Source organism: Bacillus sp. 05T21, from assembly GCF_056396785.1.
The window spans coordinates 135544-161184 of sequence record NZ_JBFTMD010000011.1; the positions used below are offsets into that span (position 1 = coordinate 135544).

The window sequence follows — 25641 nt, forward strand, 5'->3', positions numbered from 1 at the left end:
GTCCGCACAAACCAACTATAGATTCATTGTTTCCTAGAAAGATTTACAAATAAAATGTTCAAGTCTTTGTATTCCCTTTTTATAGAAATACATTCATATGACATGAACTAATGAAAACGGTGTCATGAAAATGATTGAAAATATAGTAAACAGGAAAAACCCCATTTGTATCTCTCGTCCATAGAAATAGAGATGTAAATGGGGGTATACTTGTTCCTTTATTATTTCATCATCTGCTTAATCAATTCTCGATTTCTCTTCTTAAATACTTCATTATGAGAAGAAACCATTCCGTACTCACTTGCATCAGGTTGAATAAATTGTTTCGCTTTATTCACAGCGTTTCCAGCATCTTGGAATGCCCCTGCGATTAAATGCAATTTCCCTTCATGCTTTAAAATATCTCCAGCGGCATATAATCCGTCTACCGAGGACTCACTATTTGCATTCCCTGCAATATAATAATTGTCAACAATAGCAACATCTAGCTCACTATTTTCTAATAATGTTATATCGCGTTCATATCCATGATTAATAATAACTTCATCGATAGATAAATGAGAAATTTCTCCAGTTTCATGATTTGTTAATTCTATATATTCAATCGCTTCATGGTTATCACCAGCAATTAATTTTGTAATCGATGTATTAAAGAAACATTCTGCTGAACTGTTCATAAGTTGTTTTACTTGTGCTTCATGACCAGATAATTCTTCTTTTCTATATGTTAAATAAACTTTTTTTGCGATTGGTTCTAATTCGTTCGCCCAATCAATTGCGGAGTTCCCTCCGCCTGAAATAATTACCGTTTTATCTTTGAAGCGTTTTAACGATTTAACTGTATAATTTAAATTTGAGACTTCGAATCTCTCAGCACCTTCAATTGATAACTTTTGTGGATTCAATATACCACTCCCAGTTGCGACGATCACTGTTTTTGAAAAATGTTCTTCCCCAGAGCTTGTTTTCAATGTAAAAATGCCATCCTGATTACGAATAATTGATTCTATTTTTGTATTCAATACAACTTCAGGCTGAAATGTTAATCCTTGTTGTACAAGTTGCTCAATTAATTTATCACCAGTAACCGGTAATAATCCGCCAATATCCCAAATCATTTTCTCCGGATAAACATGTATTTTTCCACCTAACTGTGGTTGAAATTCTATTATTTTCGTTTTCATCTCTCTTAGTCCACTATAAAAAGCTGAATAAAGCCCTGCAGGTCCTCCGCCTATCACAGTTACATCAAACAATTCTTCTTGATTCATTCGTGTCACTCCTCAGCTACTAATAATTGATTATCATTCTCAATAAAATATAACTTGTTTTTATAAATTTTACAATCAAAATCACTATTGACAATACACCTATATAAAATTATAGTATTTAAAGAATCAATAGTGATAATCATTATCAATTTGTTAATTATTAGCAACTGTGAGATTACATCTTCTTCTATTACTATGGTGAATACTATATGGTAAAATCTCAAGTTCAAGATTGTTAATAAGACTTTTGTATTACCACTAACTTTTCAAAAGATCAAAGCCAAACAATTTATTGTATATCACATATCATCTATCAAAAGGAGAAAGACGATGAAAAAATTATTCATTTCACTAACAGTTCTGTTCGTCCTTGTTATGAGTGCTTGTAGCAATGGTTCAACAGACAAGAAGAACGACGCAAAAGGTAAGAAATCAGAAACAATTACATACCAATCTGAAAATGGTAAAGTTGAAGTTCCAGCAAATCCACAACGTGTTGTTGTCCTATCATCATTCGCTGGTAACGTAATGTCATTAGGTGTAAATCTTGTTGGGGTAGATTCATGGTCTAAACAAAACCCACGTTTTGATAGCAAACTGAAAAATGTCGCTGAAGTATCAGATGAGAATGTTGAAAAAATTGCTGAATTAAATCCAGATTTAATCATTGGTTTATCAAATATTAAAAATGTTGATAAGTTAAAGAAAATCGCTCCTACTGTAACATACACTTACGGAAAAGTTGATTACTTAACACAACACTTAGAAATCGGTAAATTATTAAATAAAGAAAAAGAAGCAAAAACTTGGGTTGATGATTTCAAGAAACGCGCACAAACAGCTGGAAAAGACATTAAAGCGAAGATCGGTGAAGATGCAACCGTTTCTGTTGTTGAAAACTTCAACAAGCAGCTTTACGTATACGGCGAAAACTGGGGCCGTGGAACAGAAATTCTTTACCAAGAAATGAAATTAAAAATGCCTGAAAAAGTAAAAGAAAAAGCCTTAAAAGAAGGATACTACGCATTATCTACTGAGGTATTACCTGAGTTTGCTGGTGATTACTTAATCGTAAGTAAAAACAAAGATACTGATAACTCATTCCAAGAGACAGAATCATATAAAAACATTCCGGCAGTAAAAAATAATCGTGTATATGAAGCAAACATGATGGAATTCTATTTCAATGATCCACTTACATTAGATTTCCAACTAGACTTCTTCAAGAAGAGCTTTCTTGGTCAATAATACAAACATGAGGAATTCTTAATTTAAGAATTCCTCTTCCTTTATTCTATGAAAAGAAAAGATGTGAAACTGATGAAAAAAGAGCAAGACAACCTACGTTCCAACGCTTTTACATACAAATTAATTTTGAGTATCATTGCATTCTTTCTTATTTTTATGTTTGCAATGGTGTTAGGCGCTGCAGATACTTCTATAAAAGACGTATGGTTAGCACTTACTTCCTCTGCTAAAGGAGATAAGCTATCCATCCTTCGTGAAATACGTTTACCACGTGAAGTTGCTGCTATTTTTGTAGGAGCTGGACTCGCTGTTTCTGGTGCAATTATGCAAGGATTAACGCGAAACCCACTTGCCGACCCTGGATTACTTGGCCTAACTGGTGGCGCAAATGCTGCACTTGCACTAACACTTGCCTTCAATCCTTCTATAAGCTACCTTTACTTAACACTAGCTTGCTTTATCGGTGCTGCAATTGGCGCTATTATGGTATTTGGAATTGGCATGGTGAAAAAGGGCGGACTTTCTCCTCTTCGAATTGTATTAGCTGGTGCTGCTGTTTCAGCATTTCTACTTGCAATCTCAGAAGGTGTTGGCATTTACTTTAAAATTTCACAAGATGTATCAATGTGGACGGCTGGGGGCGTAATTGGAACGAGTTGGAGCCAATTAAAAATTATTATTCCGGTTATTTCAATAAGTATATTTATCGCTATCTTACTTGCAAAGAAATTAACAGTTCTTAGTTTCAGTGAAGAAGTTGCCGTTGGACTCGGTCAAAAAATAATCGTTATTAAAACGATTTTATTTATCATTATTATCTTGCTTGCTGGTGCTTCTGTAGCACTTGTCGGAAACATGGCATTTATCGGCCTTATGGTACCCCATATGGTTCGTCCAATCGTTGGACCAGATTACCGTTTTGTTATACCGATGTCAGCGATTGCTGGTGCTTCCTTTATGCTGCTCGCAGACACAATCGGACGTACAATTAACGCTCCGTATGAAACACCAGTTGCTGCAATCGTCGCAATTGTAGGATTACCATTCTTCCTATTTATTGTACGTAAAGGAGGAAGAACTTTCTCATGATGCAATCTATTCTAAAGAAACAACGCCTTATCATACTTGCATTACTCATACTTACCATCACAACAATTGTAATTGGAATGGGACTCGGTTCTGCCGCTCTCTCCTATGACAGATTAATCCCAACACTTATGGGACAAGGTACATTTAAAGAAGAATTCGTTTTATATTCTTTAAGGCTACCTAGAATCGTCATTACATTATTAGCCGGTATGGCACTCGCTTTATCAGGTGCTATATTACAAGGTATTACCCGAAACGATTTAGCTGAACCTGGTATTCTCGGCATTAACGCTGGTGCTGGTGTTGCAGTTTCTGTTTTCTTTCTATATTTCCCGATAGACGTAGGTTCATTTCTTTACCTACTACCAGTCGTTGGATTTATCGGTGCGTTTCTAACAGCTGTTCTAATTTACGTATTTTCATATAGCAAATCCACAGGCCTTCAGCCAATAAGATTAACATTAACCGGCATCGGTTTTTCCTTTGCACTATCTGGCGCGATGATTGTACTTATTTCATCTGCAGATCGTATGAAAGTAGACTTTATCGCTAAATGGATTGCCGGAAACATTTGGGGAGATGACTGGACATTTGTTTTAGCAATGCTTCCATGGCTAATCGTATTAATCCCATTTGTCTTCTATAAAGCAAATCGATTAAATATACTAGCATTAAACGAACCAGTAGCAATCGGTGTTGGAATTGAAATTGAAAAAGAACGAAGATACTTATTAATCGCAGCCGTTGCACTTGCTGCCGCTGCTGTTTCCGTAACAGGAGGCATTAGCTTTATCGGACTTATGGCTCCTCACATCGCCAAATCTTTAGTAGGTCCAAGGCATCAAATATTCATCCCTATCGCCGTTTTAATCGGCGGATGGTTATTACTACTAGCGGATACAATTGGACGAAATATCGTCGAACCTAGCGGTATTCCAGCTGGTATTGTCGTTGCTTTAATTGGTGCACCTTACTTTATGTATTTGTTGCTTAAGAAAGTGTAAGAAACACCCTCAAGATTTTTTCTTGAGGGTGTTTTCATTTCATTCTACTGCTGTCCATACCCTTCAAACTTCTTCGACAAATTCTCCATCTCGTCTTCTGGCAGTAATTTCGGTTCTCCAACACTTTTCGTTTGATAATAAATTTGAGCACAAAACTCTATTTCTTCTGCAATAGTAAACGCCATTTTTATATTATTTGCACCAGCCATTAAACCATGATTCGCAAGTAAAACTGCACGACGATCAATCATTCCTTCAAAAGCAGCCTCTGCTAATTGCTTCGTACCAAATGTTTCATATGGTGCACAGCGAACATTCGGACCTGCAAAAGCAATTAAATATGATACAGCAGGAAGTTCCCATCCTAATGATGCGATTGTCTTCGCATAAGGAGAATGTGTATGTACAAGCGCATTTATATCTTCACGATTTCTATAATAGATAAGGTGCATATCTAATTCGCTTGATGGTTTTCTCTCTCCTTCTATCACTTCACCATCTAAATTCAATATAACTACATCTTCAGGCGTCGTTTCATAATAATCTAGACCACTTGGGCTAATTGCAACAAGACCTTGTTCACGATTGAAAATACTAATATTACCGCCAGTCCCCTTTGTTAAACCACTAGAAATCATTTTCTTTCCGTACGCTACAACTTCTTCTCTTTCTTTTTGCAATAACATATACATCCCCCTAGTAAGAAACTTATGATGACTATTTTTCTAAAAACTATCTACTTATTGAAATAGCTTTTTTAAATTCTCCATAAACGGTGCTCTCACAATTCCTTTTTCCGTAATAATCGCTGTTACATTTTCATATGGCGTGACATCAAATGCCGGATTGTATACTTTACTTTCTTGCGGAGCAGAGTATTGTCCGAAACGATTGATCACTTCAGAAGCATCTCTTTCTTCAATTGGAATTTCTTTTCCTGTCAGTGTTTTCAAATCAATTGTCGGCGTTGGTGCTGCTACATAAAACGGAATGTTATAATATTTAGCCAAAATCGAAACACCTAATGTTCCAATTTTATTTGCTACATCCCCGTTTGCTGCTACACGATCACATCCAACGATTACTGCATCGATTTTCCCTTGTGACATGACCATTGCCGCCATATTATCTGTAATGACCGTTACATCAATTCCCGCTCGCTGCAGTTCTAATGCCGTTAACGTTGAACCTTGTAATCTAGGGCGTGTTTCATCGGAATAGATTTTTAAGTCCCATCCTTTTTCTTTCGCTAAGTACATTGGAGCTGTCGCAGTACCATACTTAGTCGTTGCTAACGCACCTGCATTACAATGCGTTAATACCCCCATGCCATCATGGAATAATGTTAATGCATGTTCTCCAATTTGACGGTTAATTTCTTCATCTTCTCTATGAATCTTTTTTGCTTCTTCTAATAATCTATCTTTCAACTGCGCAATTGATAAGTGAGCATTCTCTTTCGCTACACTTTCCATTCTTTCAAGCGCCCAAAATAAATTTACTGCCGTCGGTCTTGATGTCGCTAAGTATGCACATACCTTTTTTACTTCCTCTATGAATTCTTCCTCCGAACTTTCCGCAACTTCCTTTACTCCTAAATACACACCGTAGGCTGCTGAAACACCTATTGCCGGCGCTCCTCGTACTTTCATTACTTGAATCGCATCCCACACACCCTCAGCCGTTTTAAAAGATTCATAGACTACTTCGTTCGGTAATACCGTTTGATCCAATAACACTAAAGCATCATCTTTCCACTGAATTGGTATTAATTGCTCTGCCATCATCTTCTCCCCTTATTTCGCACTATGCATTGACTGTTTTTTTAACGTTTCTACAAAGCTACTACCTGTTTTATATTGATTCGCTTGTAAAATAAACTTCTTCGCTGCCTGAAGACAAATTCGCTCGCTCTAGCACGCGCTGCATCATTCTCAATACAAGTCATATCCTTCACCTTCGCTAGACCAACAATACGACGAATTAACTCAAGACCCGTCACTGCAGCTGTATCCTCTAATACAGATTGTAAATAAACTTGGTTAAAACCTTCTTCCTTCGCCATAATCTCTGTTACATGAATATCCCAAGCGTCTAAAAACTTCTTCTTAAATAAATCAATTACATCTATCATGGTAGATTCTATCCAGTTCATATATGTATCTTTCTCAATACCAGATTGCATCACTGCATCTGCATTCACCCATGCAAACATTAAATTCGCCATTATATTCCCAACGTCATATCCCATAGGTCCATAAAAAGCAAATTCAGGATCAATAACCTTTGTAGAATCACTTTTTACAAAAACAGAACCAGTATGTAAATCACCGTGAAGCAGCGCTTGTGCATTCGTCATAAAAGAAAACTTAAGTTTTGCTACTTCCGTACGAAGCTCTTTATCACTATAAATATGCTCCCTAATCCATCCTTCGTTTAATTGAAACAATTCGTTGCGTTTATTATGATTTGTAAACGGCTCTGAATATACGAGGTCCTCTGTAATCTCACATAACTCAGGATTTATATAATTCTTCACGAGTTCCTTCTTCTCTTTATGATCCATTACAACATCTGATGTTAATAGAAGAGTGTTTACCATAAAAGTAGTTAAATCATCAGCAAGCCTCGGAAACATTTGATGATTTATGAGTGCTGTACGCAATATTGTGTGATCTGATAAATCTTCCATCACGCAACAATTCATCACACTATCGAACAAATATACATTTGGCACGAGTCCAGGTGCTAATTCTCCTTCTAATCGTAAAACATCTGATTCTATACGGATTCGATTCGTCGACAACTTAAACTCATCTGAAATACGCGCTGTATCCCCAGCTTGTTTTACAATGACAGAAATGCTCTTCTGTTCATCACAAACGCGGAACACATAATTTAAATTACCATCACCTATTTCTTTACACTTTAGCCCCTTTGCATGCTCGAACTTAGGTAATTTCTCTTGCACATATGCAATCACATCTTTAGCTTCCATTAAAAAATACTTCGTGAACTTAGACATGGTTTCCCCTCCACACTAAATGTAAACGTTTTCTGAAAGCCGTAAAAAATAATAGACTGAAATTTTTTCAATCTATACTATATCTTCTCTATTGCAATACATATCTCGCTTTTATTATATCTTGTTAGAAATGAGCGTCAATGTTTCTATTTCTCATTGCAATATACTTCTTATTATATATATTTATGATGACAATAATTGTTCACAAAGATTCCGATACATTTTGTTTTATTTATTGCACAATTCTTTGTAAAATAGAAGTAAGCAGTTACTTTTCAAATCTACAACTTCTAAGAAATATTCCCTTCCTAAGAATTTATACTTACACCATGTCTCTAACATACTCACTACTCTTTCAAACACTCATTGAAAATTTATGACTTGAAAATTACCTTTTAATTCCCTAGCAGCCTTAATTGAGAATAAATATTAATTAAATTGGTATAAAGTTGGTTTATTCTCTTGACAAAATAACCACTTCTATATGATAATTAATATCGAATTAGAATTATTATAGTTAATTAAAAAATATATTTTATGAGCAAACTAATTTCCGATGCTCAAAACCAACCTTTAGGAGGAATTTTAATATGTTATTAATCGGCACAGAAGTAAAACCGTTTAAAGCTAATGCTTACCATAATGGAGAATTTATCCAAGTTACTGACGAAAGTTTAAAAGGAAAATGGAGCGTAGTTTGTTTCTATCCAGCAGACTTCACATTCGTTTGTCCAACTGAACTTGAAGACTTACAAAACCAATACGCAACTCTAAAAGACTTAGGCGTTGAAGTATACTCTGTATCTACAGACACTCACTTCACTCACAAAGCATGGCATGATAGCTCAGAAACTATCGGCAAAATCGAATACATTATGATTGGTGACCCAACTCGCACAATCACTACAAACTTCAACGTTTTAATGGAAGAAGAAGGTCTTGCTGCTCGTGGTACATTCATCATCGATCCAGACGGCGTTATCCAATCTATGGAAATCAATGCTGACGGTATCGGCCGTGACGCAAGCATCCTTGTTAACAAAATTAAAGCAGCTCAATACGTACGTAACAACCCAGGTGAAGTTTGCCCAGCTAAATGGCAAGAGGGTTCTGCAACACTTAAACCAAGCCTTGACCTTGTAGGCAAAATCTAAGGAGTTCGATCAAAATGATACTAGATGCAGATATAAAAACACAACTATCCCAATACCTTCAGTTAATGGAGAACGACATTTTACTTAAAGTAAGCGCAGGAGACGATAACGTATCTAAAGATATGTTATCTCTAGTAGATGAATTAGCTACTATGTCATCTAAGATTACAGTAGAAAAAGTTGAACTAGAGAGAACACCAAGCTTTAGCGTAAATCGCCCTGGCGAAGACACTGGTGTCGTATTCGCTGGTATTCCATTAGGACACGAATTTACTTCATTAGTGTTAGCTTTACTACAAGTGAGTGGACGTGCTCCAAAAATTGAACAAAAATTAATCGATCAAATCAAAAACATTCAAGGCGAATATCATTTTGAATCTTATATCAGCCTAAGTTGTCATAACTGTCCTGATGTTGTACAAGCTCTTAACGTAATGAGCGTTCTAAACTCTAGTATTACACATACTATGATTGATGGCGCTGCATTTAAAGAGGAAGTAGAAAGTAAAGACATCATGGCAGTACCAACTGTTTACCTAAATGGCGAATCTTTCGGAAGCGGTCGTATGACACTTGAAGAAATTTTAGCTAAAATGGGTAACGGTCCAGATGCATCAGAGCTTTCTGATAAAGATCCATACGATGTTCTTGTTGTTGGTGGCGGCCCAGCTGGTGCAAGTGCAGCAATTTATGCAGCACGTAAAGGCATCCGCACTGGTATCGTTGCTGAGCGCTTCGGTGGTCAAGTAATGGATACTATGGGTATTGAGAACTTCATCAGCGTAAAACGCACTGAAGGTCCTAAGCTAGTAGCAAGCCTTGAAGAGCACGTAAAAGAATACGACATCGATGTAATGAATCTACAACGTGCGAAACGTTTAGAGAAAAAAGAACTTATTGAAGTGGAACTTGAAAACGGCGCTATTCTGAAAAGTAAGAGCGTAATCGTTTCAACAGGTGCTCGCTGGCGTAATGTTGGCGTACCGGGTGAAGCTGAGTTCAAAAACAAAGGTGTAGCATACTGCCCACACTGTGACGGTCCATTATTCATCGGAAAAGATGTAGCGGTTATCGGCGGTGGTAACTCTGGTATTGAAGCAGCTATCGACTTAGCAGGTATTGTTAAGCACGTAACTGTTCTTGAATTCATGCCAGAATTAAAAGCTGATGCTGTATTACAAGAACGTCTTAACAGCTTACCTAACGTAACTGTTCTGAAAAACGTTCAAACGAAAGAAATCACTGGTACTGATAAAGTAAACGGTATTTCTTACATCGATCGTGAAACTGAAGAAGTACACCATGTTGAATTACAAGGTGTATTCGTTCAAATCGGTCTTGTGCCAAACACAGACTGGTTAGGCGAAACAGTTGAACGCGTTCGCGGTGAAATCGTAACAGACAAGCACGGCGCTACAAACGTACCAGGAGTGTTTGGTGCAGGTGACTGTACAAATAATCCGTACAAACAAATCATCATCTCTATGGGTTCAGGTGCGAATGCAGCTTTAGGTGCATTTGATTACTTAATCCGTAACTAATTATATAGACGTGAGTTTTAAAAAAGCAGGTGCCAAGGCACCTGCTTTTTTTAAAATCCTAATGTATAAACTAAAAATCTCTCATTCCCATTCTTCTCATAAGCACCCGGTAATCTTATTTCCTTCTTCAATTCAAATGCAGTCTGATTCTCCAAGAAGAAAATATAATCTTCAGAAGGGTAGTATAAAATAATATCAATTTCTCTCTCCACCGCTTCTACTGCAAGCAAAATGTTATTTACTACGTTCATAAACACTTGTACAGAAAATGGATTGAAGAAATAAAACCGGTTATCACGTGGATCAATCTCATATTCCTGCGCTAAACAACATTCAAATTGAATTTTATCTTTACTGTTCCTTACCTTCCTTGCATAACGCTCACGGTTTTCCATTGCTTCTTTATAAAACTCTTCATTCATTTCAATTCCAACCGCTGAAGCACCACACTTATGGTGCATGTAAAAATTTAATCTCCCTTTACCGCATCCAAAGTCTACAACCTGGTCGCTACTTCTTATTTCATATTGATTCAATAACGCATCTAATCCGCTATATGGCGTCGGTTCATAACGGTGATAATGCATAGACTTGTTAAAGCCCTTTTGCTCACCGACAGTTTTTATATGTAATACAGCATCGTAATATTGTTCGTTCATTCGTCTTCTCCTATTAAGAAATGGTACTTATTATTATACACCATGTACTGGAGACTCATTTTGCATCAAATTAACTGATACGTGAAATTATATCAACGATTTTCTGAATATATCTATCGTAACTTCAAATATATCAACGATTTTTTCAATATATCGACGTTTCGACAAGGAATATCGACTTAACGACAAATCCCTACAAAAAAACAGGAGCTATCTAGCCCCTGTTCTCCAATACTTTCAATACAGTTTGTTTCAATATTTCTACTCCATCCATTATACAGCTATGATCAAACTCCATATACGGATGGTGTAATCCAGGTTGTAAGTTCGCCCCTAGTCCAAGCATGACAGCTTTTAAATGGGGTCTTTTCACTGTATAGTAATGGAAATCATCGCTTCCTGTCGTATACAGTGGTCCAGTACATCCCTCTTCCCCGTACACTTCAAGAATGCCTTTCCGCATGAAACGCTCAGCTTCTTCTGACACTTCAGCTCCTGGTGCGAGATCGATCCACTCATAAGAAAGTTTAGATCCCATTGATTCAGCTGACTGAATTACTTGCTCTATTTTTCGCTTCAATTCATCTAGTAATATGTTATTTTCTGCTCTTACATCTAAACTAAAGTGCCCGTTACCTGGAATAATATTTAGATTATCACCACCAGCTTGGCATCTCGTCATCTTAACAGAATAAGATGTCTGCGGCGGTAACCATATATTTTTCAATCCAATATTGATCATCGAAATGACATCAATTGCATTTATACCTTGATGCGGGCGTGCCCCGTGTGCATCATCTCCATGAATCATCCCTTCTAAAAACCCTGCAGCTCCGTGACGAATAGATGGTGCAGCTTGTTTCAAAGGCAGTTCTTCAATTGGCCTTAAATGAACACCAAATAAGAAATCTGCATCATCCACGGCGCCCTTCTCTACCATCTTTAAGGAACCATTTCCTTTTTCCTCTGCCGGCTGAAAAATAAATCTAACAGTACCGCTATCCCATCTCATATTTTTCAATTGTAAAATAAGGCCCATCACAATTGTCATATGAGCATCGTGGCCGCATGAGTGATTCGCTTTAAATTCTCCGTCTACTTCTTGCCATAGTGCATCCATATCAGCACGAATCGCGATAACTGGATTCCCTCTTCCGATTTCAGCAATCACGCCAGGGCAATCATCAAATATTTTATATGAAATTCCTTCTTCTTTTAGAAAGTTAGTAATATAAGCTGTCGTTTCATATTCCTTCCAACTTACTTCAGGGTTTTCATGTAAATGCTGAAAAATTTCAGTTAAACGCTCTTGTAGTTCTAATGTTTTCAACTTTTCATTCTCCTTCCCAAATTACAAACCATTAAAGTTAATTATATTTCTGAAAAAACAGATGTTTTTATGAACATATTGAATTTTAAGAAAAAAGTCAATTATTTATTTTAAAATGCTATTAATACCAACATTTACTCATTTTATAAAGATATTTATACAGATAGAACATTCCTTATTTTCTGTTTTTTGTTGACGCTTGCATATATCTTTAGTTATTATAACTTAATAAACGTCTATTTTGCGACAATTCTAAAAATACAAACATACATAATGAGGAGGCAGTTTATGAAAAGAGAAATACCTTTTGGCATAGCAATAATCCCTATTATCATTACAGTTGCAGTTATGATGGTTACAATTGTTGTATTAAAACAAAGCCCTCACGTCCCACTTATTATCGGTACAACCGTTGCTTCTATCGTTGCCTGGCGTTACGGTTACAAATGGAACGACATTGAAGAAGCAATGTATAAAGGAATTCGCCTTGCATTACCCGCTATCGTTATCATTATTCTTGTAGGTTTAACGATCGGTGCTTGGATTGGCGGTGGAATCGTCGCTACTATGATTTATTACGGTTTAAAACTTTTAACTCCATCACTATTTTTAGTTTCAATTACAATTATTTGTTCTATCGTTGCATTAGCAATCGGTAGCTCCTGGTCTACAATGGGAACAATTGGTGTTGCTGGAATGGGAATTGGCCTAAGTATGGGGATCCCAGCTCCAATGGTTGCTGGCGCTATAATTTCCGGTTCTTATTTTGGTGATAAAATGTCACCGCTTTCAGACACGACAAACTTAGCCGCAGGATTAACAAATACAGATTTATTCACACATATTCGTCACATGTTATTTACTACAATTCCAGGTTTAATTATTACTCTTATCGTTTATGCGTTCTTAGGAAGAAACTTTGGCGATAACAATATTGATTCAAAAAGCATCGATCAAACGTTACAAGTATTGCAACAAAACTTTGTTATCTCACCTTTTCTATTAATTATACCAGTAGTTGTTATGGTATTGGTCGCTAAAAAAGTCCCTGCTATACCAGCTATTCTCGTAGGTGTTATTTTAGGATTCTTATCACAAGTCTTTATTCAAGGTGGTTCTGTCTCATCAGCTGTCGGTGCACTCCAAAGTGGATTTGTTATAGACACTGGAAACAAGCTAGTAGACGAACTATTTAACCGTGGTGGCTTAAGCTCTATGATGAATACAGTTTCTATGACAATTGTCGCTATGACTTTCGGAGGAGTACTAGAACATACTGGCATTCTTCGCTCAATTGTAAATCAAATTTTGAAATTAGCAACATCAGCAAAGGGACTTATCGCTTCTACTATCGCATCTTGCTTTGCAACGAATCTTACTTGCTCTGAACAATATATTTCGATTGTTGTTCCTTCAAGAATGTATGCAAATGCGTACACAGAAAAAGGACTGCATTCTAAAAATTTATCCAGAGCATTAGAAGATGGTGGAACATTAACTTCTGTTTTCGTACCTTGGAATACATGTGGTGTATTTATACTCGCAACACTTGGTGTAGGCGCATTCGAATATGCTCCTTATGCTATATTGAATTTCATCGTACCTATTATTTCAATCATTTATGGTATAACTGGCTTCACAATTACAAAGCTATCGGATATTGAAAAAGCAGACCTATTGAAAAAACAAAAAGCGCAACTAGAAGCTTAAAATTTTTGAAACGAATACGATGGTAAATTCAGCTCATATATTGCGCGAGGGCGCCCTTGTTGATAGGGCATTTCCTCGCCGCAAATATTGGCATATCTGTAATCAACTAATTTCTTTAACAGCCTTTCCGTCGATCGCCGAGTCACTTGTAAGTACTCAGAAAGATCCGCCGCTGTAAATTTCAATGATGGATGCGATTGACTAAACTGAATAATTTTTGACAAGTTTGCAGGACTAAGCTTCGTTTCCTTCGCTATTTTCATTAATTCTGGATTATCGTTTTTTAAACTTTGTACTCTCTGTTCTTTCGGGAACGGACCAAATAATTCCTTATCACTTGTTAGTATATAAAAGCAGCGTTCTATCGGATTATTTTTTGCGAAACCTTGAGCGATTTTTGCATTTTGTTCCGCTTCATTTACTGTTTTTCCGTAACCAAATCCAATAGATACAGCTCCTTCTATATTCGTAAATAAACGATCTATCGTATTTGTTTTTGTACTCGATTCGATATCACCACGAGTTGTATACAAAATAAAAGTCATTTCATCAACTTGTTTAAATGAACCACGTAATTCTTTTGAAATTACATTTAATTGTTCAAGCGATCTTTCTTGTAACTCTATAAAGGATATAATACAAGCACCAACAGTAGCTGAATGGCTTTTTGCTAACTCAGCTTTTATTTTTGCATCTTTTAATCCATGTATAATTGATTGCGTTGGATCTATCATACGCTCTGAAGGAATACCTATTTTTTGAAGTTCATCGTAGACAGCGTGAATACTAGTTAAAGCTAAATCAGCCTCTCCTGATTGATATTTAGCTAAATGAAAATCAATGATTCTCTTAATTTCATCATTACTCCATAACACATTTTCATAATCCATCACTTGCGGAGTTTCTTTCAGACCGATATCATGGAACACATTTTTAATAAACGAACGATCTACTAAATCAATTGAAATTTTATGAGGTTGAATACTTTGATGATATATTATAGAAAGAAGTGAAGAAGCGACAGTTGTCTCGTCTTGCTGTAAGTACGTACTTGGAATTGGTATTTGTTCTCTTATTTCTTTTGCCATATAATAAGGTAGGGCACCCGAGAAAAAGATAACATCACAAGGTTTTAAACGCTTTAATAGTTCAGAAGATTCTGCCGGATGAAGGTAAATATATGGATCAATCTCTATCTCTTCTAGTTTATGAGCAATAGGTAAAAGATTCTCCATAAACTCTTTTGAACCGACAACTGCAATTTTTATCATCATTTTCTCTAACTCCTTATCATTAATTAACGACTATTTAACGTCAACTATATCAAATGTACAAAACCATTGTAAACAGGAAGGGGTCTTTATTCAATGAAAATTACAGCTATTCACCTTTACGCAATTCGTTTACCGCTTCGCGATCCGTTTGTTATTAGTTATGGTTCTTATTCTGATATGCCTTCTATTATCGTCAAAATGGAAACAGATGAAGGCATTATCGGTTACGGTGAAGGCGTTGCTGATGATCACGTTACAGGTGAATCATGGGAAAGTACTTTCCATGTTTTAAAACATACACTAGCTCCTGCTCTTATCGGGAAAAATCCAATGAATATCGAGAAAACACACGATATGATGGACAACACAATTTACGGTGTACCTACTGCGAAAGCTGCGATTGATATCGCTTGTTTTGATATAATGGGTAAAAAATTAAATCAACCTGTATATCAACTAATTGGCGGACGCTACCATGAAGAATTTCCTGTCACTCACGTCTTAAGTATCGCCGAGCCAGAAAATATGGCTGAGGAAGCTGCCTCTATGATTAAGAAAGGTTACCAATCTTTCAAAATGAAAGTCGGCACAAATGTACAAGAAGATGTCAAACGAATTGAAGCTGTACGTGAACGTGTAGGAAATGATATCGCGATTCGCGTTGATGTAAACCAAGGGTGGAAAAATAGCGCAAACACATTAACGGCATTTCGTTCATTAGGACATTTAAACATCGATTGGATTGAGCAACCTGTAATAGCGGATGATATTGACGCAATGGCTCACATTCGTTCTAAAACAGACCTTCCACTTATGATTGATGAAGGACTAAAAGGCTCTCGTGAAATGCGCCAAATTATTAAATTAGACGCAGCTGATAAAGTGAATATAAAACTAATGAAATGCGGCGGTATATATCCAGCTGTAAAACTCGCTCATCAAGCAGAAATGGCCGGCATTGAATGCCAAGTTGGATCCATGGTCGAATCATCTGTTGCCTCTTCCGCAGGATTCCATGTCGCTTTCTCAAAAAAAATCATTACTAGCGTCGAGCTAACAGGACCATTAAAATTCACGAAAGACATCGGAAACTTACATTACGACGTACCATTTATTCGCTTGAACGAAAAGCCGGGACTCGGCATTGAAATAAACGAAAATACATTACAAGAATTAACCGTCTTTCAAGACGTTGTACGCTAAAGGAGGACTAACGCATGACGATTCTTTACGAAGGAAAATTAAAACAAAACAACGATTCATTTCACGTTACATTACTATCTTCAGAACATATGGAACAAATTTTATCATTACAAAACGTTATAGTTGAAGCGCTAGAAGATAAAGGTCGTTTACAACCACTCTCGCTAGAAGAATTTCAATACATTCTAGAAGGAAACGGCATGATGATCGGGGCGTTTATACAAAACGAGCTCATCGCATTTCGTGCCCTACTAGTCCCTCCTATCGACGATGAACATTTAGGGCTTGATATTGGTCTACCAGAAAGTGAACTACACCGCGTCATCTATCAAGAAATCTCAAACGTTCATCCGAACTGCCGAGGAAATGGCATGCAAAAAATATTAGCCACAGTCATCATGGATGAATTACAAAAAGAAGACAGCCAGTACGACTATGTTTGTTGCACCGTTGCACCTTTTAACATTCCTAGTTTAAAGGATAAGTTCGCGCAAGGTATGGAAATTGCTGCGCTGAAGGAGAAGTATGGCGGGAGTATGCGGTATGTTTTTGTGAAGGAATTGCGTAAGGACACAGAAAGAGATTGGACGAATGTTAAAAGTGTTCCGATGAGTGATGTTAGTGAAAAGCAAGCGTTACTTTCAGAGGGGTATCGTGGATATAAGATGGAGAAAATAGATGGGGATTTCGTTGTGAAGTTTGGACGATAGTTCCTACACCTGAAAAAGGAGATGTCCACTGTGACACCTCCTTTTACTTTCTCCTCATTCAATAATCCCCTGGCAAATGAAATTATATGAGCGATTTTTTAAATATATCGACTTACCGACAAGTATTGACAATAATCGCAACCTATATAAAGCGCATTACTAAACCGTCATCTTCCAACTTGATAATGCTAACCAGTTTTCCATTTCCTTATAATCAGGCATTATCTTCCCAACAAGACGCCAAAAAGATCGATCATGATTTAGATGAACCATATGACACATTTCATGAACAACTACATAATCAATTACTCGCTGTGGTGCCATTGCTAACTTCCAATTAAACGTTAACTGTAAATTCGAATCACAAGTTCCCCACGTACGACTACTATCTGTAATACGAATAGAACGCGGTTTTGTTTTAAAGTTACTTTGATGTACTTTAATACTCTTCTCTACTAATGCTTTGCACTGCTTATAGTAAAATCGTTTTAAAGCCTGCTGGATTTTCTCATCCTTAAGCTCATTCACATAAATGTGTAGCTTATCCCCTTCAAAAACTGCATTGTCTTGCGTAATACTTGCATCTTGAGAAATCTGTATCGGATACGTATTCCCTAAATACAGAAAGCCCTCGCCTTGATCATAATCCTTTTCCTGTGGACCAAGCGCTCGCTCCTGCATTTCCTTACGTGTTTTCTGAATCCAATCCCATTTCTCCTCTAGCAGCTGGACTAAGTATTCAGCAGGTGTTCCCTTTGGAGCCTGCACTTCCACATTTCCGTACGAATCTACAAAAAGACGCACCGACTTTTTCTTCTTATAAGTTATATGAAAATTAATTGTCTCACCTAAATATGTATGTACCATTTCATCACCTAACGTATTCGTTCATATTATTTTTACAAATAAAAAAAGAGTAGGATACAAACGTCCTACTCTACCTATTATATCATTTACTGCTTTAACAAACTTATTATCCTCTATACTTTACAGCTAATCCCTTAATGAAATTCCTTGCGTATCTATCGCCGCACTCTTTGTAATGCTTATGGCCTTTCTTTCTTAATAAAGCGCCTAATTCTCCTTTTGTTACGATAACTCCTACGCTGTCTAATATATCAAGCACATCTTCACTCGTTAAAGATAGTGCTATTTTCATTTTCTTTAAAAGAAGGTTATTGGCACTCTCCTTGCTCTGTACAGGTGCCGGTTGCCCTGGTTTCGGATCTTGCTTCCCTCTTTTTAAAGTAATAAATCCATTTAAAAATGCCTCTAGCATCATCATGTCGCATGTTAATACGTACTCATCTTCGATTACATCATCATCTTCCGCTTCATGTTGTGGACTTCTCTTTACTTTTGTAAGCATATCAAGTACGTCCTCTTTCGTTACTTCCATCCCGCCAAGTTCAAAGATTTCTACCATATCTATATCTCTTATATCTAAAGCGTACCTTACTCTTTTTAATATATCGTTGTTGCTCATTGCCATTGTATTTCCTCCTGAAATGTTGATTATAGTAATGCTTTTAGCATGTATAAATTAATATCGTTAAGTTACTACTTTAACATTTTAGAGGTAGGTTTTGTAGTCTTAGGTGGATTAATGCTTTTGGGGATGATTTTAAAACAGCAAAAAAGTGTGGGATAATCGCGCAAAATTACGGATGGGGATTTACTATTAATTAACACACTTAAAAATGGACTAACCTGATATAGGTTAGTCCATTTCTTTTTATGCAACTCTAATTTAGTGGGCAACTCAAACATGAATGTTACGCAAAATTTAGGTGAAATGTATTGATTGTGTTTACTTAGGTTTTCCTTTTTATTTGTGGTACGGTTCACCGTAACTAATCTAAATGAGGTTATTGTTCATTATTTTCATAATTAAATTTAACAAAAAAGGTAGTGCCTTCCGAGCCTGTTTGAATTTCTATTTTCGCATTATGCCGGGTAGCAATAGCATAACATACGCCTAATCCCAATCCAGTTCCATTATCTTTGGTCGTGTAAAATGGCGTACCCAGTTTCTCTAATACTTCAGGCCTGATACCTTTTCCTTGATCCCGCACTGCAAGCACCACACAATTTTGACATTCCTTGTAGGTGCTAATGGTTAGAATTTTCCCTGTGCTCATCGCTTCTAAGCCATTACGGTATAGGTTTATTAATAATTGCCGTATCTCATTACGATTTAAAAGTAATTCTGGAATGTCATTTGTATCGACTTGAATATATTTATTTTGATTATACGTATCAATCTTTATTAAAGGAATAATATCGTGGATAATTGAATTTAAATCTAACATCTGCAAATCCGATTTCTTTGTATTACCCATTGAGAGAAATTCAGTAATATTAGAATTGGCACGGTCAAGTTCTTCAATCATTAATTTAAAGTACTTATTATGTTTCTCATAGGTGTGCTCTTCTTTTAATAACTGCAAAAACCCTCGTACTGTTGTCATTGGATTTCTGATCTCATGGCTGATACCTGCTGCCATTTGTCCTATTAAATCTATGTTGGATAACCTTTTCAATTCCTGCTCATATTGCTTTTTTTCCGTTATGTTTTTAAAAATACAACAAATACCATCATCATACGGGTATGCAATAACTTCGTGCCAATATTCATCAGAGATAGAAAAAAATTCGAAATGAACTGTAATTCGCTCTGACATTGCACGATGAAATTCCTTATACATAACTGCGTCGACACTACTCGGGAAGACCTCCCATATATTCTTACCTAATACATCTTTTGCTGTTTTTCTTTGTGGAAAATATTGATGCTTATTTACGTACGTGAATTCCCATTTATTATTCAAAGTAAAGAATCCATCCGTAATAATTTCAATCACACTTGTAACTTTTTCATTAGCAGCAGCTAGTTCTCTCGTTCGCTCTTCCACCATGCTTTCAAGTTGATCCATATATAACAAGTTGGAAAACGTAGGTGCTGTGGCATCAACGATAGATTTTGCCAGTTGCATTTGGGAATTATCATAATTGTGAGCTTTTCCCTCTTTGCCAACGACGATTACCCCTAATACTTCTCCCATTGAAACCAATGGAATCATCAGTAGACCCTTACTATCTATATTTTTTGTTTGAATAACCTCTTGGATCTTGGCTTCATAGCTTTTCTCCACCCAATCCGCTTCTGTCCAATAACAATCCTTGCTTAACTTCGTTGTTTTAATCGTTGTTTTGTCTAGCGGGTCTAAAAGGTGGGCAGCCATGTTTTTACTCTCTAAAATCTGTCCTAAGTAAAGAAAACATTTATCAAAACTCTCCTGTATCGAGGAACACATTGATAAATCACGGGTAACATTTAGTAACAGCTGCTTCTCGGAAATAAGGTTTTCCTTTTGTGTTAAATTATTTGCGTTTTGAATTGCGACCGCAGCCATATTTACATAAGCTTCAACACTTTGAATTTCTGAATTTGTTAAATTCATTGGAATTCCATAATCAAATAAAAAAACCAGACCAAATAACTCTTGCCCAAATGAGATAGGTAGAGCTAATAAGGACTTAATTTTGAACGCAGCAACTGGTCTCGGATCCGGCCGATGATCCTTTGATGTATCAGGAATATAAATGGTTTTTTTGGTTTCAATAACTTCTTTTGCCAGTAAGTCTATTTCAGGATCAATTACCTGAGTATCGAGCGTTACGCCATTTATTGTCTCTGGTTTTCCTGCAAACCCTCTAAATGTTCCATCTTCCTGGGGTAAATAGATTCCAACAGCGTCGCACCTAACAATCTCCTCTGATATCGCCATTGTTACACGCTGCAATACTTCACGTAGTTCTAATTTTGTATTTATTATTTTTGTTATATTCGCGAGCCTAGAATATCTCGCCTGATCACTTAACATTCACATGGCCTCCAATTATAGGCATAATAAAATAAACATGATACTATCATTGAAAATCAAGACCAACCTACCATTTTCACTTTTCTCCTGTATTCTTTTCTTACCCTTTTTTACATAGAATACCTCACTTACTTATGATACGGTTCACCTTAATTAAAATGAAACAGTGTAACTTTCAAAAGTTACACTGTTTCACTACCTTCTACCACATTAACACTCGCCTCAAACTTATCAAGCAATGCACGCACTTCATTCGTTGATTTCGTACTCATCAATTGATTTCTTAGTTCAGCAGCTCCTGGGAAGCCTTTTACATAAATTTTGAAGAAGCGGTGAAGCCCTGTGATGGAGCGTGGTAATACTTCTGCATATTGATCTTGAAGATCAAGTTGCAATCTTAGAAGATCAAGGTGTTCTTTACTGCTATGCTCTCTTGGCTCTTTTTCAAAGGCAAATGGATTTTTAAAGATACCTCGTCCGATCATAACGCCATCAATACCGTATTTTTCAGCAAGTTCCATTCCAGTTTGACGGTCAGGAATGTCTCCATTGATTGTTATTAGCGTATTTGGTGCGATACGGTCACGTAATTTTTTAATTTCCGGAATGAGCTCCCAATGCGCATCTACTTGGCTCATTTCTTCTCTTGTACGTAAGTGAATAGAAAGGTTCGCAATATCTTGTTTAAAAATGTGCGTTAACCAATCCTCCCACTCACTTAACTCTTTAAAGCCAAGTCGTGTTTTTACGCTGACAGGTAGTCCGCCCGCTTTTGCTGCTTGAATAAGTTCTGCCGCAACGTCTGGACGTAGAATAAGGCCACTACCTTTTCCTCTTGATGCTACATTCGGTACAGGGCAGCCCATATTAATATCGATACCTTTAAATCCTAGCTCTGCCATACCAATACTCATTTGGCGGAAATATTCAGGATTATCTCCCCAAATATGTGCCACTATCGGCTGTTCATCTTCTGTAAAAATTAAACGGCCACGTACACTTTTCATACCTTCTGGATGACAATAGCTATCCGAGTTTGTAAACTCTGTGAAAAATACATCCGGTCGGCCGGCTTCACTTACTACGTGACGAAAAACAACATCTGTCACATCTTCCATTGGTGCAAGTACGAAAAACGGTCGTGGTAAATCATTCCAAAAATTATCTATCATTTCAAATTCAAATCCTCTCAATATGAATGCAATTTCAAACTCTCAATAAAAAATATAAAGCCAAATAGCAAAAGTACATTTGGACATTTATATTTTGTGAAAATCAGCAATATTCATTTTAACTAAAATCGTTGCTGAATGGTATTTTTATAAACCAAAAAGCAGATGGTATAGATTTTTCTATATCAACTGCTTTTTTATTATACCAACTTAAGCCAAGCCACACACTCTACATGAGTCGTATGCGGGAACATATCAACAGGCTGTACTTCCTGCGTTTTATATCCGCCTTCTTCTAGTACTTTTAAGTCGCGTGCTAATGTTGCTGGGTTACATGATACGTATACGACGCGTTTTGGCTTCATATCGATGATTGTGTTTAGTAATGCTTCGTCACAGCCTTTACGCGGTGGATCTACGACCATTGTGTCGGCGATTACGCCTTCTTTGTACCATTTTGGAATGACTACTTCTGCTTCTCCTACGCCAAATTCAGCGTTTGTCATGTTGTTTAGTGCTGCGTTTCGGTTTGCGTCTTCGATTGCTTCTGGAACAATTTCAACACCGTACACTTTTTTCGCTTTTTGCGCTAGGAATAAGGAGATTGATCCGATTCCGCAATAGGCATCGATTACTGTTTCGTCACCATTTAATTTTGCGTATTCTAACGTTTTATCGTATAGCACTTTCGTTTGTTCTGGGTTTACTTGATAGAATGAACGTGCTGAAATCGCAAATTTAATTTCACCGATAAAGTCATAAATATATTCTGATCCGTACAGTACTGTCGTTTTGTCTCCGAAAATAACGTTTGTACGTTTCGTATTTACGTTTTGAACGATTGATTTTACTTCTGGGAATTTCGCTGCGATTTCTTCAATGATTGCTTCTTTATTTGGCAATTCAGCTGTACGTGTAATAAAGACAAGCATAATTTCCCCTGTTACTTGTCCGTAGCGAGCCATTACGTGGCGAAGTGTTCCTTTGTTACGTTCTTCATTGTAAGCCGAAATACCGTGCTTTTCACAAATACGTTTTACTTCTTGAATTAATGTATCGTTTTCTTCCGCCTGAATTAAGCATGATTCCATATTAATGATGTCATGCGTTCCTTGACGATAGAAACCAGCTACAAGTCCACCTTCACGTTCTCCAATTGGCACTTGTGCTTTATTGCGGTATACCCACGGGTTTTTCATGCCAAGTACAGGATGAACAGGAACATCACTTAATCCACCGATGCGCTGCATAACGTCACGTACTTGTTTTTCTTTCGCTTTTAATTGTCCTTCATATGTTAAGTGCTGAAGTTGACAACCTCCGCACTCGTTGTACACGGGGCATTCTGCATCTTTGCGATATGGACTTTCTTGATGAAGCTTCATTAAACGACCAAACGCGAAGTTTTTCTTCACTTTAATAATTTTAATTTGCGCTTCCTCACCTGGTAATCCGTTTTTTACGAAAATAGGATATCCCTTCACTTTCGCAACACCGGCACCATCATGTGTTAAATCTTCAAACACTACATCTATAAACTCGTTTTTTTCAACTGGTGGCGTCATTTTTATACTCATTTTCCGACCTCTCTTTTTCATAACACTGCGTTACATTTTATCATACTTATATGGTCTATTTCTATTGGAAGAAAAAAAGCTATTGACGATAGTTCTCTAGTAATGTTACGCTACTACTAATTTAATACGGACGATGTTACCTCATATATAGTCGATAATATGGATCGAGAGTTTCTACCCGGCAACCTTAAATTGCTGGACTATGGGGAAAACTAATGAATATTAGCCTATGTATAAAAAAGACTCCTATTGATTAGCTTTCTCTCATAGATGAAAGTGAATCCATAGGAGTCTTTTTTTTATTTTTCAAAAAGGTCAGACATCTTACGTATGACATGAAACTTCCATTACTTTATTTTTAGTAATATAACGAGCGTTTTATGTAAAAACTTTATACGAACTTCTGAAAGGGGCAACTACATGCAATATGTAATGAGCATTATCGGTATTCTTGTCGTTTTAGGTTTATGCTTTGCTTTGTCAAACAATAGAAGTAAAATCAACTTCCGTGCAATTGCTATTATGATTAGTTTCCAAATTTTAATCGGTTGGTTTATGTTTGGCACAAAGATCGGACAGCAAATTATCATCTTCATTAGTAAAGTTTTCAACAAACTAATTAAACTTGGTACGACAGGTGTCGATTTTCTCTTTAATGGAATTCAAAGAGATTTTGTCTTTTTCTTAAACGTATTACTAATTATCGTATTTTTCTCAGCACTACTTTCTATCTTTAGTTATTTAGGTGTTTTACCATTCATCGTTCGTATTGTCGGCGGTGCACTTTCAAAAATTACTGGGTTACCACGCGTTGAATCATTCCACGCAGTAAATTCTGTATTCTTTGGTTCAAGTGAAGCGTTAATCGTTATTAAAAATGATTTACAACATTTTAATAAAAACCGTATGTTTATCATTTGTTGTTCTGCAATGAGCTCAGTTTCTGCCTCTGTAACAGCATCATACGTTATGATGTTAGATGCGAAATATGTATTAGCGGCTCTTCCGCTAAACTTATTCTCAAGCTTAATCGTTTGTTCATTATTAACACCAGTTGATACGAAAAAAGAAGACGAAGTGGTTCAAAAATTTGATAGAAACCTATTCGGAGATAGCCTTATCGGCGCTATGATTAACGGTGCGCTTGATGGTTTAAAAGTAGCTGGTATCGTTGCTGCGTTAATGATTGCCTTCATTGGTGTTATGGAAGTTGTAAACTACGTAATTAGCGCTGCTTCAGGTGCAATGGGATACGCTGTTACTTTACAACAAATCTTCGGTTATATACTTTCTCCATTCGCATTCTTAATGGGTATTCCAACTCAAGATATTATCCCAGCTGGTGGTATTATGGGTACGAAGATTGTATTAAACGAGTTTGTAGCAATCCTTGATTTAAAAGGCGCTGCTGCAACATTATCTCCACGTACAGTTGGAATCGTTACAGTATTCTTAATTAGCTTCGCAAGTATTAGCCAAATTGGTGCGATTGTTGGTACAATCCGTGCCCTTTCTGAAAAACAAGGAAGCATCGTATCTAAATTTGGTTGGAAAATGCTATTTGCATCAACACTTGCTTCTATTTTATCTGCAACAATCGCTGGATTGTTTATTTAATAAAAAATCACCTTCGCTTAGACTGAACTGTACCCCGAATCATGGACACTTAAAAAAAGCCCCATGATTCGGGGTTTTTGTGTATTTTTATCAAAAAACCTCGTTATAATGGAACCAACGATAGAAATGAGGTACGGAGAATGGGTAAAATTATTTTTAACGAAATTCAA

General features: G+C 36.6%; 21 protein-coding genes and 1 riboswitch. Of the genes, 9 read left to right on the forward strand and 12 right to left on the reverse strand.

The features are described from left to right. Positions 1-221: 221 nt before the first annotated feature. The gene (locus tag AC1DKZ_RS19510; protein ID WP_113938012.1) at positions 222-1271 is read right to left on the reverse strand and encodes an NAD(P)/FAD-dependent oxidoreductase; all 1050 of its coding nucleotides are present in this window, start codon (positions 1269-1271) and stop codon (positions 222-224) included. A 330-nt stretch (positions 1272-1601) separates the two neighbouring features. Here AC1DKZ_RS19510 and AC1DKZ_RS19515 point away from each other — a divergent pair, with 330 nt between their 5' ends. The 3 genes from AC1DKZ_RS19515 to AC1DKZ_RS19525 are packed head-to-tail and all read left to right on the forward strand — an operon-like array spanning position 1602 to position 4612. Further along, positions 1602-2519: an iron-hydroxamate ABC transporter substrate-binding protein gene (locus AC1DKZ_RS19515; RefSeq protein WP_000732562.1), complete on the forward strand. Its 918-nt coding sequence runs from the start codon at positions 1602-1604 to the stop codon at positions 2517-2519. A 48-nt stretch (positions 2520-2567) separates the two neighbouring features. Then, a complete protein-coding gene (locus AC1DKZ_RS19520; RefSeq protein WP_002139451.1) occupies positions 2568-3608 on the forward strand; it encodes a FecCD family ABC transporter permease in 1041 nt (346 codons plus the stop codon). Then, complete coding sequence (locus AC1DKZ_RS19525) at positions 3605-4612, forward strand: FecCD family ABC transporter permease (RefSeq protein ID WP_044444293.1); 1008 nt, start codon at positions 3605-3607, stop codon at positions 4610-4612. Before AC1DKZ_RS19520 ends, AC1DKZ_RS19525 begins: the two co-directional genes overlap by 4 nt. Positions 4613-4656: 44 nt before the next feature. On the opposite strand, the gene AC1DKZ_RS19530 is transcribed toward AC1DKZ_RS19525, so the two are convergent. Genes AC1DKZ_RS19530 through mtnK form a run of 3 tightly spaced genes read right to left on the reverse strand, consistent with a single transcriptional unit; the run spans position 4657 to position 7637 of the window. After that, the gene (locus AC1DKZ_RS19530; protein ID WP_002010177.1) at positions 4657-5298 is read right to left on the reverse strand and encodes an L-fuculose-phosphate aldolase; all 642 of its coding nucleotides are present in this window, start codon (positions 5296-5298) and stop codon (positions 4657-4659) included. A 54-nt stretch (positions 5299-5352) separates the two neighbouring features. Next, complete coding sequence (mtnA, locus tag AC1DKZ_RS19535) at positions 5353-6396, reverse strand: S-methyl-5-thioribose-1-phosphate isomerase (protein ID WP_476996877.1); 1044 nt, start codon at positions 6394-6396, stop codon at positions 5353-5355. Positions 6397-6446: 50 nt separating this feature from the next. After that, entirely contained in the window at positions 6447-7637 is a 1191-nt protein-coding gene (mtnK, locus tag AC1DKZ_RS19540) for an S-methyl-5-thioribose kinase (protein WP_476996878.1), read from the reverse strand. Between the two features lie 590 nt (positions 7638-8227). Between mtnK and ahpC the strand changes: the two genes are divergently transcribed. Both ahpC and ahpF read left to right on the forward strand, forming a co-directional pair. Then, positions 8228-8791, forward strand: a complete 564-nt coding sequence (gene ahpC, locus AC1DKZ_RS19545; protein ID WP_000924420.1) for an alkyl hydroperoxide reductase subunit C — start codon at positions 8228-8230, stop codon at positions 8789-8791. Positions 8792-8805: 14 nt separating this feature from the next. After that, positions 8806-10332: an alkyl hydroperoxide reductase subunit F gene (ahpF, locus tag AC1DKZ_RS19550; RefSeq protein WP_431182591.1), complete on the forward strand. Its 1527-nt coding sequence runs from the start codon at positions 8806-8808 to the stop codon at positions 10330-10332. A gap of 50 nt (positions 10333-10382) precedes the next feature. On the opposite strand, the gene AC1DKZ_RS19555 is transcribed toward ahpF, so the two are convergent. Then, on the reverse strand, positions 10383-10991 hold the full coding sequence (locus AC1DKZ_RS19555; RefSeq protein WP_476996879.1) for an SAM-dependent methyltransferase: 609 nt from the start codon (positions 10989-10991) through the stop codon (positions 10383-10385). A 214-nt stretch (positions 10992-11205) separates the two neighbouring features. Further along, entirely contained in the window at positions 11206-12321 is a 1116-nt protein-coding gene (locus tag AC1DKZ_RS19560; protein WP_476996880.1) for a M20 peptidase aminoacylase family protein, read from the reverse strand. Between the two features lie 288 nt (positions 12322-12609). On the opposite strand from AC1DKZ_RS19560, the gene nhaC reads away from it, so the two are divergent. Beyond that, a complete protein-coding gene (gene nhaC / locus AC1DKZ_RS19565) occupies positions 12610-14031 on the forward strand; it encodes a Na+/H+ antiporter NhaC (RefSeq protein WP_476996881.1) in 1422 nt (473 codons plus the stop codon). On the opposite strand, the gene AC1DKZ_RS19570 is transcribed toward nhaC, so the two are convergent. Beyond that, positions 14028-15305, reverse strand: a complete 1278-nt coding sequence (locus tag AC1DKZ_RS19570; RefSeq protein ID WP_476996882.1) for a transcriptional regulator — start codon at positions 15303-15305, stop codon at positions 14028-14030. The two genes, nhaC and AC1DKZ_RS19570, sit on opposite strands and share 4 nt — an antisense overlap. Before the next feature lie 93 nt (positions 15306-15398). On the opposite strand from AC1DKZ_RS19570, the gene AC1DKZ_RS19575 reads away from it, so the two are divergent. Further along, a complete protein-coding gene (locus AC1DKZ_RS19575) occupies positions 15399-16508 on the forward strand; it encodes a mandelate racemase/muconate lactonizing enzyme family protein (protein ID WP_476996883.1) in 1110 nt (369 codons plus the stop codon). Positions 16509-16522: 14 nt separating this feature from the next. Continuing rightward, entirely contained in the window at positions 16523-17218 is a 696-nt protein-coding gene (locus AC1DKZ_RS19580; protein ID WP_476996884.1) for a GNAT family N-acetyltransferase, read from the forward strand. A 159-nt stretch (positions 17219-17377) separates the two neighbouring features. On the opposite strand, the gene AC1DKZ_RS19585 is transcribed toward AC1DKZ_RS19580, so the two are convergent. The 5 genes from AC1DKZ_RS19585 to rlmD all read right to left on the reverse strand — a co-directional run bounded on the left by AC1DKZ_RS19585 (position 17378) and on the right by rlmD (position 23854). Beyond that, on the reverse strand, positions 17378-18085 hold the full coding sequence (locus AC1DKZ_RS19585) for a M48 family metallopeptidase (RefSeq protein WP_476996885.1): 708 nt from the start codon (positions 18083-18085) through the stop codon (positions 17378-17380). Positions 18086-18191: 106 nt separating this feature from the next. Next, a complete protein-coding gene (locus AC1DKZ_RS19590; RefSeq protein ID WP_016093446.1) occupies positions 18192-18710 on the reverse strand; it encodes a YehS family protein in 519 nt (172 codons plus the stop codon). A 376-nt stretch (positions 18711-19086) separates the two neighbouring features. Next, on the reverse strand, positions 19087-21105 hold the full coding sequence (locus AC1DKZ_RS19595) for a GAF domain-containing sensor histidine kinase (protein ID WP_476996886.1): 2019 nt from the start codon (positions 21103-21105) through the stop codon (positions 19087-19089). 182 nt (positions 21106-21287) lie between these two features. Continuing rightward, positions 21288-22277 (reverse strand): tRNA dihydrouridine synthase, encoded by a 990-nt coding sequence (locus AC1DKZ_RS19600; protein WP_476996887.1) that lies wholly within the window; start codon positions 22275-22277, stop codon positions 21288-21290. Positions 22278-22477: 200 nt separating this feature from the next. After that, positions 22478-23854, reverse strand: a complete 1377-nt coding sequence (gene rlmD, locus AC1DKZ_RS19605; protein ID WP_476996888.1) for a 23S rRNA (uracil(1939)-C(5))-methyltransferase RlmD — start codon at positions 23852-23854, stop codon at positions 22478-22480. Between the two features lie 121 nt (positions 23855-23975). Next, a riboswitch (purine riboswitch) is annotated at positions 23976-24077 on the forward strand. A 197-nt stretch (positions 24078-24274) separates the two neighbouring features. Here rlmD and AC1DKZ_RS19610 point away from each other — a divergent pair. Then, positions 24275-25471, forward strand: coding sequence for a NupC/NupG family nucleoside CNT transporter (locus AC1DKZ_RS19610; RefSeq protein WP_404446936.1), 1197 nt, complete (start codon positions 24275-24277; stop codon positions 25469-25471). Positions 25472-25641 lie beyond the last annotated feature (170 nt).

Bases quoted from the DNA above. Each gene is read 5' to 3' on its own strand.
- mtnK (WP_476996878.1), bottom strand. From the start codon at position 7,637: ATGTCTAAGTTCACGAAGTATTTTTTAATGGAAGCTAAAGATGTGATT.
- AC1DKZ_RS19520 (WP_002139451.1), top strand. From the start codon at position 2,568: ATGAAAAGAAAAGATGTGAAACTGATGAAAAAAGAGCAAGACAACCTA.
- AC1DKZ_RS19575 (WP_476996883.1), top strand. From the start codon at position 15,399: ATGAAAATTACAGCTATTCACCTTTACGCAATTCGTTTACCGCTTCGC.
- AC1DKZ_RS19570 (WP_476996882.1), bottom strand. From the start codon at position 15,305: ATGATGATAAAAATTGCAGTTGTCGGTTCAAAAGAGTTTATGGAGAAT.
- AC1DKZ_RS19555 (WP_476996879.1), bottom strand. From the start codon at position 10,991: ATGAACGAACAATATTACGATGCTGTATTACATATAAAAACTGTCGGT.
- AC1DKZ_RS19585 (WP_476996885.1), bottom strand. From the start codon at position 18,085: ATGGTACATACATATTTAGGTGAGACAATTAATTTTCATATAACTTAT.
- AC1DKZ_RS19515 (WP_000732562.1), top strand. From the start codon at position 1,602: ATGAAAAAATTATTCATTTCACTAACAGTTCTGTTCGTCCTTGTTATG.
- ahpC (WP_000924420.1), top strand. From the start codon at position 8,228: ATGTTATTAATCGGCACAGAAGTAAAACCGTTTAAAGCTAATGCTTAC.
- AC1DKZ_RS19510 (WP_113938012.1), bottom strand. From the start codon at position 1,271: ATGAATCAAGAAGAATTGTTTGATGTAACTGTGATAGGCGGAGGACCT.
- AC1DKZ_RS19530 (WP_002010177.1), bottom strand. From the start codon at position 5,298: ATGTTATTGCAAAAAGAAAGAGAAGAAGTTGTAGCGTACGGAAAGAAA.
- rlmD (WP_476996888.1), bottom strand. From the start codon at position 23,854: ATGAGTATAAAAATGACGCCACCAGTTGAAAAAAACGAGTTTATAGAT.
- AC1DKZ_RS19590 (WP_016093446.1), bottom strand. From the start codon at position 18,710: ATGGCAATGAGCAACAACGATATATTAAAAAGAGTAAGGTACGCTTTA.
- AC1DKZ_RS19600 (WP_476996887.1), bottom strand. From the start codon at position 22,277: ATGATAGATAATTTTTGGAATGATTTACCACGACCGTTTTTCGTACTT.
- AC1DKZ_RS19580 (WP_476996884.1), top strand. From the start codon at position 16,523: ATGACGATTCTTTACGAAGGAAAATTAAAACAAAACAACGATTCATTT.
- AC1DKZ_RS19610 (WP_404446936.1), top strand. From the start codon at position 24,275: ATGCAATATGTAATGAGCATTATCGGTATTCTTGTCGTTTTAGGTTTA.
- mtnA (WP_476996877.1), bottom strand. From the start codon at position 6,396: ATGGCAGAGCAATTAATACCAATTCAGTGGAAAGATGATGCTTTAGTG.
- nhaC (WP_476996881.1), top strand. From the start codon at position 12,610: ATGAAAAGAGAAATACCTTTTGGCATAGCAATAATCCCTATTATCATT.
- ahpF (WP_431182591.1), top strand. From the start codon at position 8,806: ATGATACTAGATGCAGATATAAAAACACAACTATCCCAATACCTTCAG.
- AC1DKZ_RS19595 (WP_476996886.1), bottom strand. From the start codon at position 21,105: ATGTTAAGTGATCAGGCGAGATATTCTAGGCTCGCGAATATAACAAAA.
- AC1DKZ_RS19525 (WP_044444293.1), top strand. From the start codon at position 3,605: ATGATGCAATCTATTCTAAAGAAACAACGCCTTATCATACTTGCATTA.